Here is a 14296-nt window from a genome sequence, read left to right as displayed (position 1 = left end):
CCACCTCGCCGACGGCAAAACCAAGAAAGACATCCTCCGCCTCCTCAAACGAGCCCTCTGCCGCGAACTCTTCCCCCTCCTCTGCCGACCTTGACGAATAGAAGCTTCGAGATCCAGCCTCCAGGCGATCGCGGGTCTCCGAGGAGACATCACCTGGTTCGTATGGGGAAAGCCATGCTGATCGAGTAGCCCGCGCAGCGGGCGTATCGAGATCCACCGTCGTCGGAAGGCGAGTCTGCAGACCCGTCCTGCTGGTGATGGTGGGTCTCGATACGCCCCTGCGGGGCTACTCGACCAGCATGACGGGGCGCCGCCGCGTCCTTTCCCTCACACCACAGAGATGCGAAGCGGCTTCGCGCAGCATGAGGTGCGAGCCGCGCGAGCGTCCTACTTCTTGGCCTTGGCGGCGGCCTTGGCCGCCTGCTTCGTGGCGCGGACCTTGGCGAGGGACTCGGGCGAGACGATGTCGGCGACCGAGCGGAACGAGTCCTCCTCGCCGTAGGCGCCGGCGGCCTCGCGCCAGCCCGCGCCCTCGAAGCCGCGGCGCTTGCCGAGCAGGGCGACGAAGATGCGGGCCTTCTGGTCGCCGAATCCGGGCAGTGCCTTGAGGCGAGCGAGCACCTCGCGGCCGTCGGGGTCGTCGCGGGTCCAGATGGCCGAGGCGTCGCCGTCCCAGTCGTCGACGATCGCGCGGCAGAGGGTCTGCACCCGGCCGGCCATGTTCGCCGGGTAGCGGTGGATCGCCGGGGGCGTCCGGGACAGCTCCGAGAACCGGTCCTCGTCGAAGTCCGCGATCGCGGCCGCGTCGAAGGACGACCCCTCCTCGGCCAGGCGCTGCTCGAGCTTCAGCGGCCCCGAGAACGCCGTCTCCATCGCCACCTGCTGATCCAGCAGCATGCCGATCAGCAGGGCGAGCGGGTCGCGGGTGAGCAGCGCGTCGGCGTCGGCGTCGTCGGTGATGTGCAGGGCGGAGTCGGCGGTCATCCTCCAGGGATACCACGGACGGCGGGACCGCCGCCGAGCAGTGCCCGGACGGTGCGGTCGATCGTGCTCAGCGCGGCGGTCAGCTCGAGATCGCTCGCGCTGCCGTAGCCGAGGACCAGCGCCTCCTCCTCCGCGCGGTCGGCCAGGGCGTAGTCGTCGAGCGGAGCGACGAGGAGCCCCTCCGCCGTGAGCGCCGCCACCACCGCCCTCGCTGTGAGCGGCGCGGGCAGCCCGAGCACGACGTGCAGCCCGCCGTCGAGTCCGCGCGCCGAGCCCCAGTCGATCGCCTCGGAGAAGTCGCGGACCAGCCCGCGACGGTGCGCGTAGCGGCGCCGCGAGCGGGTGAGGTGCCGCCGGAAGCCGCCGCCCGCCATGAAGGCGGCGAGCGCCTCCTGCGTCGGGCCCGAGACGGAGGCGTCGCGCTCGGCGTCGACCTCCCGCACCGCCCCGTGCAGCCACGACGACGGCGGCAGCGCCAGGTACGCCACCCGCAGCCACGGCGACACGGTCTTCGAGAACGAGCCGACGTGCGCCACTCCCCCGCCGCCGTCGAGCGACGCGAGCGCCGGCAGCGGTGCGCCGACGTAGCGGAACTCGCTGTCGTAGTCGTCCTCGATCACCAGCAGCCGCTCCGTCGCCGCGCGGCGCACCAGCTCGAGCCGGGCCGCGAGCGCCAGGCGCCCTCCGGTCGGATACTGATGCGACGGAGTGACGACCACGACGTCCGCGCCGCTCGTCGCGAGCGCGTCCAGGTCGATGCCGTCCGCGTCGACCGGTACCCCGACGACCTCGTGGCCTTCCGCGCGCAGCCGCCGCCGCACCGCCGGGTAGCCCGGGTCCTCGACCGCGACCCGCACCGGACGGCCGAGCGCGGCGGCGGCCGCCCGCACCAGCAGAGCGACGGCGTCCGCGGTCCCGCTCGTCACGAGGACGTCCTCCGCCTCGACGTCGATCCCGCGCGAGCGCCGCAGCTGCTCGGCGATCCGCCTCCGCAGACCCGCGTGCCCCACTGCCGACGGCAGCTCCGAGGGCGGAGCCGAGAGCGCCGGCCGCCAGGCGGCTCGCCACTCCGGCCCGTCGAGATCACGCGTGTCCGGGCGCCCCGGCCGCAGATCCAGCCGGACCGTCGCCGGCATCACCGCCGGCTCCGCCCGCTCGACCCGGGACCGGATCGGCACGACCACCCCGTCGGCTGCCACCGTCACCGCTGCGCGCGGGTGCGCCACGAGGTAGCCCTCGCCGACCAGCTGGTCCACCGCGGCGACGACCGACCCGCGCGAGACCCCGAGCTGCTGCGCCAGCACTCGGCTGGACGGGATGGCGTCGCCGGCCCCGTAGCGCCCGTCGAGCACCGCCGCCCGCAGCGCCTCGGCCAGCCCGGAGCGGACCGCTCCGCGCTCCGGCGCCCGCAGCAGCAGCGGCACCTCGAGATCACCGGACGCCATGGACTCCCCCGTTCTGGACCACTCGACCCGTGGCTCCCTGGCATTCTCGCAGATCCAGTGCAGACGCGATCCTCGGACCATGGACACCCTCGACACCACCGACCGCACCCGCGTCACCCGGCTCCGCGACCGCCAGGTCCTCGACCGCGGCGCCCTGGACGCCCTGCTCGACGAAGCGCTGATCGCGCACGTCGCCGTCGTTCGCGAGGGGGCCGCGATCGTGCTGCCGATCCTCTTCGCCCGCGACGGCGACGACCTCCTCCTGCACGGCTCCAGCGGCGGCGGCCTCCTGCGCGAGGCCGCGCGCGGCTCGCTGCTCACCGTCGCCGTGACCCTCGTCGACGGCCTCGTCGTCGCCCGCTCCGCCTTCGACAGCTCGATGAACTACCGCTCCGCGATGATCCTCGGTCGAGCCGAGCCCGTCGAAGGCCCCAGCAAGGCCCGTGCCCTCGATCTGCTCACCGAGCGCTTCCTGCCCGGCCGCCCCGCCGAGACCCGCCCGAGCACCGCCCGCGAGATCGCCGCCACCCTCGTCCTCCGCCTGCCCCTCGCCGAGGCGAGCCTCAAGATCCGCGCCGCCGGCCCCTCCGACGACGACGCCCAGACCCCCGGCGTCTGGGCGGGCACCGTCCCCCTGGTCACCCGCACCCTCCCCGCGGCGCCGGCCCCCGGCTCCGCTCCCGAGCTGCCCGCGTCCGTGAACGCCTTCACCAGCACGGTCGACAGCACGGTGCCGCCCTTCCGCTGATCCCGCACCGTCCTGGGAGGACGAGCCTGCAGACCCGCCCCGCTGAGGACGGCGGGTCTCGATACGCCCCTCCGGGGCTGCTCGACCGGCATGGTTGCGGCTCTGCGGGGCCACTCGCCCAGCATGCCTGCGGCGCCGTCATGCTGATCGAGTAGCCCGCGCCGCGGGCGTATCGAGATCCACCCGAGTCAGAAGACGAGTCTGCAGATCCTCCCGGTTGACGACCGCGGGTCTCGATACGCCCCTCCGGGGCTGCTCGACCAGCATCGGGAGCCCTCAGCCGAGCACGAGGCGCGGGTGCGGTGCCTCGTCGCGGCTCCTGGCTCGGGTCTGGCGGGCGCGCCGCAGGCGCGCGGGAAGGAGCCGTGGCGAGGTACCGCACCCGCGCCGTCACGCAGTGACGCGCCGCCCCGGCCGCACGTGCACCGTCGCGAAGCGACGCGCCGAAGTGGACCCTACTTCGTGTCCTGCCTCGGGAACACGACCTTCTGCACCACGATGATCACCGACGCCGCCACGGGGATCGCCACGAGGGCCCCCAGCACACCCGCGAGCGTGCCGCCCGCGACCGCCGCGATGACGACGACGGCGCCGGGCACGGACACGGCGCGGTTCATGATCCGCGGGCTGAGGACGTACGCCTCGACCTGCATGTAGACGAGGTAGTAGATCGCCGCGACGAGCGCTGTCACCGGCGAGGCGAGCAGGCAGGCGAGCGAGATGATGACGGCGCCCGAGATCGTACCGACGAGCGGGATCAGCGAGCCGAGGAAGGCCACGCAGGCCAGCAGCGCCGGCACCGGGCCGCCGATGATCAGCAGCAGGATGAAGGTCAGCACGCCGTTGACCGCCGCGAGCGAGACCTGGCCCACGACGTAGCGGCCCACCGCGCCGGTGATCTCCTCGCCGACCTCGCGCGCCTTCGGGCGGTGGGAGGCGGGCGCGAAGCGGTAGGCGACCGACTTCATCGAGCGCAGCGAGGCGAGGAAGTAGAGGGTGAGGATCAGCACGATGATCGCGCCGGTCACGCCGCTCGCGATGCCGCTGCCGACCGCGAGGATGCCGCCGCCGAGCGAGAGCAGGTTGTTCGGGTTGCCGATGAAGCTCTGCACGTTGCCGATGAGCGAGTCGACGTCGACGACGCCGCTGAGCTGCCGCTCCAGGTCGAGCACCCACGGCTGCGAGGCGATGTCGGAGACGATCCGGGGAGCGCTCGTCACGAAGATGGTGAGCTGCTCGATCAGGATCGGGATGATGTAGAGGAGCAGCCCGGCGAAGATCAGCAGCACCGAGGCCAGCACGATCGTGATCGCCAGCGCGCGCGGGATCCTCTTGCTCTCCAGCCAGGAGACGAGCGGGTCGAGGCCGAGGGCGAAGAACAGCGCGACGAAGACATAGGTGAGCACCGTGCTCAGCGAGACGACGAGCCCGCCGACCACGAGGGCGACGAGCACGCCGAGACCGCCGAACAGGCCGATCCGGAACGAGCGGATGGTGAACTGCGGTCGCTCCGGGTCGCTCGACACCACGATGTCGGGTTCGACGACGGGCTGGGCCGGCGCGGCGGCACGCCGGCGGGAGCGGGCGAAGGCGCGCGGGGTGATCATGCGTCGAGCGTAGCGGGGCGCGGACGGCCGCCCGCGCCGCGGGAGAAGGCTTGACGGACGCGCGCGGGAGGGGTGGCCGGCCGCACGGCCGGCGGCCCGCTCAGTGCTCGGGATCGTGCTCGTCGACGGCGGCGTCGTCGCGGTGCAGCTCGGCGTGCCGGTCCCACTCGGCGAGCAGCTGCTCGATCGCCGCGTGGAAGCGGGCGGTCGCGGCTCCGGGGCTCGTGTCGCCGAAGTAGTGGGCGACCCAGCGCTCGAGGCGCTCGACCGCCGCCTCGTCGTGCTCGACGCTCTCGAGCCGGGCGACGATCGCGGCGGCGTCCTCGGCGCGCAGCCACTCCGCATCGCCGAGGTAGCCGGACTCGTCGACCTCGGCCGCCGGGCTGATCGGCCGGGTGACCAGCAGCGGGCGGCCGGTCGCGAGCCGGTCGTAGACCATGGCCGAGACGTCCAGCACCGCGATGTCGGCGGTGAGCTGCCAGCCGAGCTCGGCGGAGGTGTCGTGCACGTGCCGGGCCGCCGGATCCGCCGCGTTCGCCGCCGCGATCAGCGCGACGATCTCGCGGTCAGCCGCCCCGTAGGCCGGGTCCACGGCGCCGCTGCGCGGGTGCGGCCGGTAGACCAGGCGGTAGCCGGGGTCGGCCACCAGGGCGCGGGTGAGCGCGACGCCGTGGGTGCGGATCGAGCCGTAGCCGGCGGCGGGGCGGTCGCCCTCCCAGGTGGGCGCGTAGAGGACGACGCGGCGCCCGTCCGCGGGGTACGGGGTGCGGCCGGAGACGTGGTCGGCCTGCGGGCGGCCGATGGCGAGGGCGCGCTTGTCGAAGTCGAAGTCCCAGAGCACGCGGCGCAGGCGCGCGAGCGCGGCGTCGCCGGCGATGAAGCTGTAGTCGTACGCCTTGAACTGGTTGGTCGTCATGTACATCTTGTCGCTCTCGCCATGGTTGACGAAGACGTGCCAGCGGCGCCCGTAGCGCATCATCTGGAAGTTGCGCGCGTTCTGGTTGACGTAGAGGACGATCCGCAGCGGCTGCTCGTCGATGGCGGTCTCGAGGTCGGCGACGGAGCGCACGTGCGCGACCGGGATCGGGCTCTCGCGCAGCAGCGCCCGGGTGGCGGTGGCGTTCCGGGAGAGGAGGACGACCGGATGGGTCTTCGCTAGCTCCTGCAGCGGCGCGTACCACTGGCGCAGCTGGTAGAGGTTGATGTCGCCGTCGGCGAAGTAGACGCCGATCTCGAAGACGCCGGGTGTCAGCGGCGCGCGGTCCGCGAGCTCGCGGGCGACGTCGCGGCGGGCCCGCCGCGCGGTCAGCAGGTCGCCGGCCACTCCGCGCGCCAGCGTCGCGTCCCGGAGCAGGCGGGAGAGGACGGCGCGGGGTGCGGGTGTCATCGGACCAGGGTACAAGCCGGGTTTGAGCATGCTGATCGAGCAGCCGGAGCGGTGTCCACCATGCTGATCGAGTAGCCCGCGCAGCGGGCGTATCGAGATCCACCGCGGCCTGAAGGTCGGCTCTGCAGACCGGCGTCCGTGCGACGGTGGGTCTCGATACGCCCCTCCGGGGCTACTCGACCAGCATGGATGGCACCGCGTGCTGGGGGACGCCGGGTCTCGATACGCCCCTCCGGGGCTACTCGACCAGCATGTGATGGGCCCCTTCGGGGCTACTCGACCTGCAGGTGAGGGGCCGGGGTCACGCGCAGCCAGACGAACTGCAGGGGGGCGAGGCGGAAGCCCTCGCGGAGGTCGACGGCGATCTCGGTGACAAGGTCGACCGCCTCGGGGGCGAAGCCGCCGAAGCGCTCCGGCGCGACCTCCTGCGCCTCGTCGGAGACGTTGGCCAGGACGAGCACGGCCTCGCCGTCGCCGGGGCGCTGGTAGCCGAGCACGTGGTCGTTGACCGCGTCGAAGACCGTGAGCGCGTTGCCCGCGAAGAGGTCCGTCCGCTTGCGGATCGCGATCAGGTGCAGGAGCCCGCCGAAGATCTCGGCCGCGTCGGCGCCGGGGGTCTCGCGCTCGGCGTAGCGCTCCGCGGGCCGCCGCGGGCGGTTCACCCAGCGGGAGTCGCCCGCGGTGCTCGGGTCGTCCAGGTAGCCGTGGTCGTTCAGCTGTCCCACCTCGTCGCCGAGGTAGAGCAGCGGCAGACCGCCGGTGCTGAGGGCGATGGAGTGCGCGAGCAGCACCCGGTCGATCCCGTAGGGGTCGCCCGCCTCGACGCCCGCGAGCGAGGCCGTCGTCCCGGACACGCGCCGGTCGCCCGTGCGCGGGTTCTCCTGGAACGGCACGCCGCGCGCGAACGTCCCCTCGAATCGGTCGGTGTAGAAGTCGTTGAGGAAGCGCCGGTGCCCGGCCGCGTCGATGCCGAGCTCGGCGGCGTCCTCGTCGGCGAAGGTCCAGCCGATGTCGTCGTGCCCGCGGACGTAGTTGACCCACGCCGTTCCGGCCGGCAGCGCGTGCCGCCGCTCGAGCGCCTGGGCGAGCAGCCGGACGTCGCGGGTCGCGAGCGCCTCCCAGGTCAGCGCCATCTGCAGCGGGTTGTAGGAGAGCTGGCACTCCTCGAGGTCGATGTACTCGATCACCTCGTCGGGGTGCACGATCGCCTCGGACTTGAACAGCAGCGACGGCGCCGCGAGCCGGCAGACCTCGTTGAACGCGCGCAGCAGCACGTGCGCCTCGGGCTGCGACTCGCAGGTGGTGCCGAGCTCCTTCCAGATGAAGGCGACCGCGTCCATCCGCAGCGCGTCGACGCCCTGGTTGGCGAGGAAGAGCATCTCGCCGGCCATCGCGCGGAAGACCTCGGGGTTCGAGTAGTTGAGGTCCCACTGGTAGCGGTGGAAGGTCGCCCACACCCAGCGGCCGTCCTCGAGCTGCACGAAGGAGCCGGGGTGGTCGTCGGGGAAGATCTCGCGGGTGGTGCGCTCGAAGGCGTCCGGCTGCTCGCGGTCGGGGTAGATCCAGTAGTAGTCCTCGTAGCGCTGCTCGCCCGCGAGCGCCTTCCGCGCCCACTCGTGCTCGTTCGAGGTGTGGTTGAAGACGAAGTCGACGACCAGCGCGATGCCGTGCTCGCGCAGCTCGGCCGCGAGCAGGCGCAGGTCGTCCATGTCGCCGAGGTCCGGGCGCACGCGGCGGTAGCTGGACACCGCGTAGCCGCCGTCCGACTCCCCCTCCGGAGCGTCGAAGACCGGCATCAGGTGCAGGTAGTTGAGCCCGATCTGGCGGAAGTAGGGAATCTCGGCGCGCAGCCCCGCGAGGTCGCCGGCGAAGCGGTCGACGTAGCAGACTCCGCCGAGGGCCTTGTTGGAGAGGAACCAGTCCGGGTGCTGCCCGCGGGCACGATCGAGCGCGCGCAGATCCTCCGGGCGCTCCTGCCAGGAGGTCGCGGCGAGCTCGACCAGGGCGACGATCTGCTCGACGAGGTCGTCGCGATGCGCGTAGACCGCGGCGAGCAGGTCGACCAGCCGCGGGAGGCGGGCGTCCAGGCGCGACTGGAACTCGGGATCGGCGACCGGTCCGCCGAGGGCGTCCACGCGGGAGCGCACGTCCGCGATCAGGTCGTCGGGGGTGGGCACCGGCTCGGCCAGCACTGCACCGGGCAGAGCTGTCGAGGGGAGTTGCGTCGAATCGAACACCGTCGTCCTTCCGAGGGGCGTCCGCCCGGCGGGGGGCGGATTCCCCGATGCTAGACGATCGGGGGACGCCCGGCGACCGTCATGCGCAGCAGCGTCCGGCCTGCCAGAATGCGGCGCTCCCCGGGGTCGGCGGTCCAGCCCTCGCGCCAGCCGGCGAACCAGGCCCGGAGCGCCGGACGGTCGTTCCGCCAGCGCAGGCACTGGATCACGGTCCACGAGCCGACGTAGGCGAGCGCGAGCGGAGCCGGCAGCGAGCGGCGGGCGAGCCACACCCGGTTGCGAGCGTTCAGCCGGTAGTAGTCGGCGTGCCGGGTCGGCTGGATCACCGGGTGCTGGGCGACGAGCTCGCCCGCGTACCAGGTGCTGCGCCCGGTGTCCCAGACCCGCCAGGCCAGCTCGATGCCCTCGTGCGCGTAGAAGAAGGGAGCGGCCCAGCCGCCGGTCCGCTCGAAGACGTCGCGGCGCAGCACCACCGCGCCCTCCCAGACCGAGAAGACGGGTCCGGAGCGGCGCGGGTCGCCCTTGAGGATGCGCGGGGTCCAGCGCCGGGGCGCGGGCGTGCCGTCGATGCTGTCGACCCGCGGTTGCACCATGCCGATCCGGCGCGGCGAGGCGAGCAGCGCGATCGCGTCGCGGAGGAAGCTCGGCGACGGCACGCGCGCGTCGTCGTCGAGGAAGAACAGGTACTCCCCCGCGACGGCCGGCACGCCGGCGTTGCGACCGGCCGGGATGCCGAGGTTCTCCGGGAGAGCGAGCGCTCGGACGCCCTCGGGCAGTCCCTCGGGCGTCCAGCCGTTGCCGACGCAGACGACGTCGAGCTCGACGCCCTCCTGAGCGAGGACGCTCGCGAGCCCGGCCGCGAGGTCGTCGGGGCGCGTGCCCTGGGTCAGGACGACGACGCCGACGCGCGGCAGCCCGCCCGGCTCAGGAACGGACACGCTTGGACGCCATGATCGCGACGAAGTGGCCGACGAGCGCGAGGAGCGCGAGCGGCAGCAGCGCCGACACCAGCACCCGGTCGGCCGTTCCGGCGCCGACGACCAGCCCGACCAGGCTCGCGGCGAAGGCCAGCATGGTCAGCTCGACCGAGTGGTACAGCCGGTGGAACGGCAGGAACCGCGCGGCACGGCGCAGGCGCGCGAGAGCGGAGGAGGACGGCGTCGCCTCCCCCTTCGTGTCGGCGAGCTTCGTCAGTCCGGCGTTCGCCCGGGCGACGTGCACCATGTCGTTGAGCGCCTTGTTCAGCACGATCACGAGCGCGAGCGCGAGGCCGATCGAGGTCCAGAGGAAGTCCTCCGGAGCGTCGAAGGGGATACCGGCGGCGCGCAGTCCGAGCGCGATCGGGATCAGCGACTCCGTCGTGTAGTGACCGACCTTGTCGAGGAAGACACCGGCGGGCGACGAGGTGCGGCGCCAGCGCGCGACCTCGCCGTCGCAGCAGTCGACGAGCATCTGCAGCTGGCCGAGGATCAGCGCGAGGGCGGCGCCGGCGATCCCGGGGATCAGCAGCGCTGCGGCCGCGCTCCAGCCCACGAGGATCATCAGCCCGGTCACGCCGTTGGCCGAGATCGAGGTGCGCAGCAGCTGCATGGTCAGGTACGGCGAGAAGCGCCGCAGGTAGAGCGAGGCCGTCCAGTGCTCGGCGTTGCGCCGCCCGCGGACCTCGGGCGGCTGGGCGACCGCGCGGAGCTCGGCGATCGATCGCGGTCTGGCGGTCCTGGTCATGCGTCCCTCGCGGAGTCGGCGGCGGAGTCGGCCGCGGGGTGGTGGCGGTGCGCCGCGATGTTGCTGGTGAGGCCCGCGAAGCCGAGCACGAATCCGGTGCCCCAGGCCACGTGGATGGCGGGGATCACGACGAGGAACCACAGCATGGCGCGCGGTCCGTCGACGCGGGCGACGGCGATCGTGGCCGCCGCCACGAGGGCGACGTAGCCGACCGGGACGACGAGGCCGATCAGCAGCCAGGGCGCGGCGCCGAGCAGCGCCTGCAGCGCTCCGGCGACCCCGGCGAGCAGGCCGAGGGCGAGCAGCGCCACGAGGACGGGGGGTGCGAAGTAGCGGAGGGACCGCGAGGCCGGGAACAGCCGCGTCAGCTCGCCCCGCCACATCCCGGTGGAGAGGAACTGCCGCAGCAGCGCCCGCATCGACGGCCGGGGCCGGTAGGTGACGGTGAGCCGCGGGGTGAACCAGACGAGGCCGCCCGCCTCGCGCAGCCGGCGGTTGAGCTCCCAGTCCTGGCCGCGCTTGAAGCGCTCGTCGAAGAGCCCGGCGCGCTCGAGGGCGGAGCGGCGGAAGACGCCGAGGTACACGGTGTCGGCCGGGCCCTCCTCGCCGCCGACGTGGTGCGGCGTGCCGCCGAGGCCGATCCGCGAGCCGTACGCCCGGGCGACGGCGCGCTGGAACGGCGTCAGCCCCTCGGCCGCCATCACTCCGCCGACGTTCGCGGCGCCCGAGCGCTGCAGCGCCTCGACGGCGATCCGCGCGTAGTCCGGCGGGAGGACGGAGTGCGCGTCGACGCGGACGACGACGGGGTGCCCCGAGGCGCGGATCGCGGCGTTCAGCCCGGCGGGAGTCGAGCCGACGGCATTGGCCACGACGCGGATCCGCTCGTCGGCCGCGCTGAGCTCGGCGACGAGCCGCTCGGTGCCGTCGATGCTGGGCGCGAGCGCGAGGACGACGTCGAAGGGCCCGGTGTAGTCCTGAGCCAGCAGGGAGTCGACCGCCGCCCGCACGTGGGTGACCTCGTTGAGCACGGGCATCACGTAGGAGACGCCGGGCAGATCGGGGAGGTCGTCCGTCGGGGTCTCGGGCTGCATGGGTCCAGTTCGTGAGGCGGGGCCGGGCGTCCTGGCCGGACGCGGGCGCCCCACACTACCAGCGGGTCGCGCACCGCCCCGCGGACGCGGAGCAGCCCCCGGGGACGGATCCCCGGGGGCTGCCGCTCACTGCGGAAGAAGTCAGCTGGTGGCCATGGTGCCGAGCGTGACGTCGACCTCGAAGGTCTTGCCGCTGCGCACGTAGGTCAGCTTCACGTCGGCGTTCGCGGCCTGCGCGCGCACCTGGGCGGTGAGGTCCGAGGCGCTCGTGATCGGCGTCCCGGCCACTCCGGTGACGATGTCGCCCGCGGCCAGGCCGGCGGCCTGCGCGGCACCGCCGCTGGTCACCTCCTGGATCTTCGCGCCGAGGACGTCCTGGGTGGAGTCCGAGACGCTCGCGCCGAGCAGGCCGTGCGTGGCGGAGCCGTTCGCGATGATCTCCTTCGCGACGCGCTCGGCGATGGCACTCGGGATCGCGAAGCCGACGCCGATGTTGCCGGACTGCCCGCTCGAGCTCGAGGACTGCCCCGCGCTCGCGATCGCCACGTTGACGCCGATCAGCTCGCCGTCGCTGTCGAGCAGCGCGCCGCCCGAGTTGCCGGGGTTGATCGCCGCGTCCGTCTGGATGACGGGCAGCGAGATGGTGCTCGTGGCCGGCGTCTGCTGGGTCTGGCCGGGGATGTCGAAGTTGAACGGGCTCTCGGTGCTGCCGCTCGAGCTGTCGCCCGAGTCGTCGGGGGCGGCGGAGGAGGCGACCTGGATGCTCCGGTTGAGCGCGCTCACGATGCCGTCGGTGACGGTGCCGGAGAGGCCCAGCGGCGCGCCGATCGCGACGGCGGTGTCGCCGACGTTGACCTCGGTCGAGTCGGCGAAGGTCATCGGGACCAGGTCGGTCGCGTCGGCCAGCTTGATCACCGCGAGATCGAGTGTGGGGTCGGTGCCGACGATGGTCGCGGTGAAGATGCGGCCGTCCTGCGTGGTCACGGTGACCGCGCCGTCCGAGATCTGGCCGTCGAGGGTGACGACGTGGGTGTTGGTGAGGACGTAGCCGTCCTTCGAGAGCACGATGCCCGAGCCGGTGCCGGACGAGGAGCTGCCGGCGACGGCGATCGTGACGACGCTCGGGGTGGCCTTCGCGGCGACGGCGGTCGCGGTGGTCGCGTCCTCGGCGTTGTTCACCGTGATCGTCTGCGAGCCGCTCGAGGAGACGACGCGGGTGCCGGCTCCGTTCGAGGCGGACCAGAGGCCGAAGACGCCGGCCCCGGCGACTCCGCCGACGACCGCGCCGATGGCGAGGGCCGCGACGACGCCGACACCGGCGCGGCGCTTGGTCGCGGTGGGCGCGACCGGAGGCTGGCCGCCGCCGAACGAGCCCTGCTCGCCGATGGGCGGCTGCTCGGTGCTCTGCACGGTGTGCGCGGCGGGAGGGGCGAACTGGCCGTAGCGCGGGGTCGGCGGGACCGGCTGGGCCTGGTTCCCCTCCGCCGAGTTCGACGTGTAGGACGGGAGGGGCTCGGTGGGCCCGGTGGACGACGACGGCACTCCGGTGCCCGAGGGGTACGTGGGCTGTCCGGGGGTGTGCTCGCCGGAGATGGGCTGGTTCGCCTCGTGGCGGCGATCCTCCGGCGTGCGGGGATCCTCCGGCTGACGAGGACCGTCGTGACTCTCGGTCATGGGTGGTGCTCCTTCCAAGCGGGGATAGCTTGACCAGGGAACCTGTGCGTTCCTTATGACGCGCCTGCGAGCGGCACGCCAATGCCCGCCGGTGCGCCCGCGGGGCCCCAGCCGCCAGACTGGCGGGGTGAGCATCCACGGATCCTGGACCCGCGCCGCCGCCGGCGCCGGTCTTCTCGGCCCGAGCGGCGAGGTCGCCGCCACCGTCTTCAGCGAGATGAGCGCCCTCGCCGCGCGGACCGGGGCGATCAACCTCGGTCAGGGCTTCCCGGACGAGGACGGGCCGCAGGAGGTGCTCGAGGCGGCGCGCGCGGCCATCTCCGCGGGCCTCAACCAGTACCCGCCGGGGCCGGGCTTCCCGGTGCTCCGCGAGGCCGTCTCGGCGCACCAGCGGCGGTTCTACGACCTCGCCGTCGACCCGGACGGAGAGGTGCTGGTCACCACCGGCGCCACGGAGGCGCTGGCGGCGACACTGCTCGCGCTCCTCGAGCCCGGCGACGAGGTCGTCACCTTCACTCCGCACTACGACGCCTACGGCGCGCTGATCGCCCTGGCCGGCGGCGTACACCGCACGGTCCCGCTGCGGGGGACGGACCTCCGCGTCGACCACGAGGAGCTGGCGGCCGCCGTCACCGACCGGACCCGGGTCATCCTGGTCAACGACCCGCACAACCCGACCGGCTCGGTGCTGCCCGCCGAGACCCGGGAGCTGATCGTGCGGCTCGCACACCGGCACGACGCGCTGATCGTCACCGACGAGGTCTACGAGCACCTGCGCTTCGACGGCGGCCACGTGCCGATCGCGACGCTGCCCGGCGCCCGGGAGCGCACGCTCACCGTCTCCTCCGCGGGCAAGACCTTCAGCACCACCGGCTGGAAGATCGGCTGGATCACCGGGCCGCGCGCGCTGATCACCGCGGTGCTCGCGGTGAAGCAGTTCCTCACCTACGTCAGCGGGTCGCCGTTCCAGGGCGCGGTCGCCGTCGGCCTCGGGCTGCCCGACGCGTTCTTCACCGGCATCGCGGCGACCCTGGAGCGCAAGCGCGACGTGCTCTCCGCCGGGCTCGCGGCGGCCGGCTTCACGGTGTCGCCGTCGGCGGGGTCGTACTTCGTCGTCGCGGACGCGGCTCCGCTCGGCTGGGACGACGGGGTCGCCTTCTGCCGGGCGCTGCCCGGTCTCGCCGGGGTGGTGGCGGTGCCGGTCTCGGCGTTCTGCAGCACCGAGGACGCGGACGCCTACCGCTCGCTGGTGCGATTCGCGTTCTGCAAGCGCTTCGAGGTGCTGGACAGCGCGGCGGAGCGGCTAGCTGTAGTTCCCCGTGAGGTTGTGGACGCGTTCTGCGGGGGTTGATCCGCCGATTCCGGTGTGGGGTCGGTGGTGATTGTAGTGATGGAGCC

General features: G+C 73.2%; 10 protein-coding genes and 1 pseudogene. 2 read left to right on the top strand and 9 right to left on the bottom strand.

The window, feature by feature from the left end; translation table 11 throughout:
• Nucleotides 1-387: 387 nt before the first annotated feature.
• Both EDF45_RS20920 and EDF45_RS20915 read right to left on the bottom strand, forming a co-directional pair.
• Nucleotides 388-984, bottom strand: a complete 597-nt coding sequence (locus tag EDF45_RS20920; protein ID WP_123447563.1) for an HhH-GPD-type base excision DNA repair protein — start codon at nt 982-984, stop codon at nt 388-390.
• On the bottom strand, nt 981-2429 hold the full coding sequence (locus tag EDF45_RS20915; RefSeq protein ID WP_165909159.1) for a PLP-dependent aminotransferase family protein: 1449 nt from the start codon (nt 2427-2429) through the stop codon (nt 981-983). The genes EDF45_RS20920 and EDF45_RS20915 overlap by 4 nt, the downstream gene beginning before the upstream one ends.
• Before the next feature lie 79 nt (nt 2430-2508).
• Between EDF45_RS20915 and EDF45_RS20910 the strand changes: the two genes are divergently transcribed.
• Nucleotides 2509-3177, top strand: coding sequence for a pyridoxamine 5'-phosphate oxidase family protein (locus tag EDF45_RS20910; protein WP_123737767.1), 669 nt, complete (start codon nt 2509-2511; stop codon nt 3175-3177).
• A 455-nt stretch (nt 3178-3632) separates the two neighbouring features.
• Here EDF45_RS20910 and EDF45_RS20905 read toward each other — a convergent pair whose 3' ends face one another.
• The 7 genes from EDF45_RS20905 to EDF45_RS20875 form a co-directional block, all read right to left on the bottom strand.
• The gene (locus EDF45_RS20905; RefSeq protein ID WP_123705088.1) at nt 3633-4784 is read right to left on the bottom strand and encodes an AI-2E family transporter; all 1152 of its coding nucleotides are present in this window, start codon (nt 4782-4784) and stop codon (nt 3633-3635) included.
• A gap of 100 nt (nt 4785-4884) precedes the next feature.
• Entirely contained in the window at nt 4885-6171 is a 1287-nt protein-coding gene (locus EDF45_RS20900) for a hypothetical protein (protein ID WP_243646348.1), read from the bottom strand.
• 272 nt (nt 6172-6443) lie between these two features.
• Entirely contained in the window at nt 6444-8318 is a 1875-nt protein-coding gene (locus EDF45_RS20895; RefSeq protein ID WP_260312346.1) for an amylosucrase, read from the bottom strand.
• 140 nt (nt 8319-8458) lie between these two features.
• The gene (locus EDF45_RS20890) at nt 8459-9346 is read right to left on the bottom strand and encodes a glycosyltransferase family 2 protein (protein ID WP_123737766.1); all 888 of its coding nucleotides are present in this window, start codon (nt 9344-9346) and stop codon (nt 8459-8461) included.
• Nucleotides 9333-10133, bottom strand: a complete 801-nt coding sequence (locus EDF45_RS20885; protein ID WP_123737765.1) for a CDP-alcohol phosphatidyltransferase family protein — start codon at nt 10131-10133, stop codon at nt 9333-9335. The genes EDF45_RS20890 and EDF45_RS20885 overlap by 14 nt, the downstream gene beginning before the upstream one ends.
• Nucleotides 10130-11224, bottom strand: a complete 1095-nt coding sequence (locus EDF45_RS20880) for a glycosyltransferase family 2 protein (protein WP_123737764.1) — start codon at nt 11222-11224, stop codon at nt 10130-10132. Before EDF45_RS20880 ends, EDF45_RS20885 begins: the two co-directional genes overlap by 4 nt.
• A gap of 141 nt (nt 11225-11365) precedes the next feature.
• The gene (locus EDF45_RS20875; RefSeq protein ID WP_123737763.1) at nt 11366-12898 is read right to left on the bottom strand and encodes a S1C family serine protease; all 1533 of its coding nucleotides are present in this window, start codon (nt 12896-12898) and stop codon (nt 11366-11368) included.
• A gap of 127 nt (nt 12899-13025) precedes the next feature.
• Between EDF45_RS20875 and EDF45_RS20870 the strand changes: the two are divergent.
• Nucleotides 13026-14213 (top strand): annotated as a pseudogene (locus EDF45_RS20870) (aminotransferase class I/II-fold pyridoxal phosphate-dependent enzyme); the annotation flags it as partial.
• Nucleotides 14214-14296 lie beyond the last annotated feature (83 nt).

Origin of the sequence: Rathayibacter sp. PhB186 (assembly GCF_003751825.1) — a bacterium.
In the GTDB taxonomy this organism is placed as follows: Bacteria; Actinomycetota; Actinomycetes; order Actinomycetales; family Microbacteriaceae; genus Rathayibacter; species Rathayibacter festucae.
This window is presented reverse-complemented; position numbering and strand designations above follow the sequence as displayed.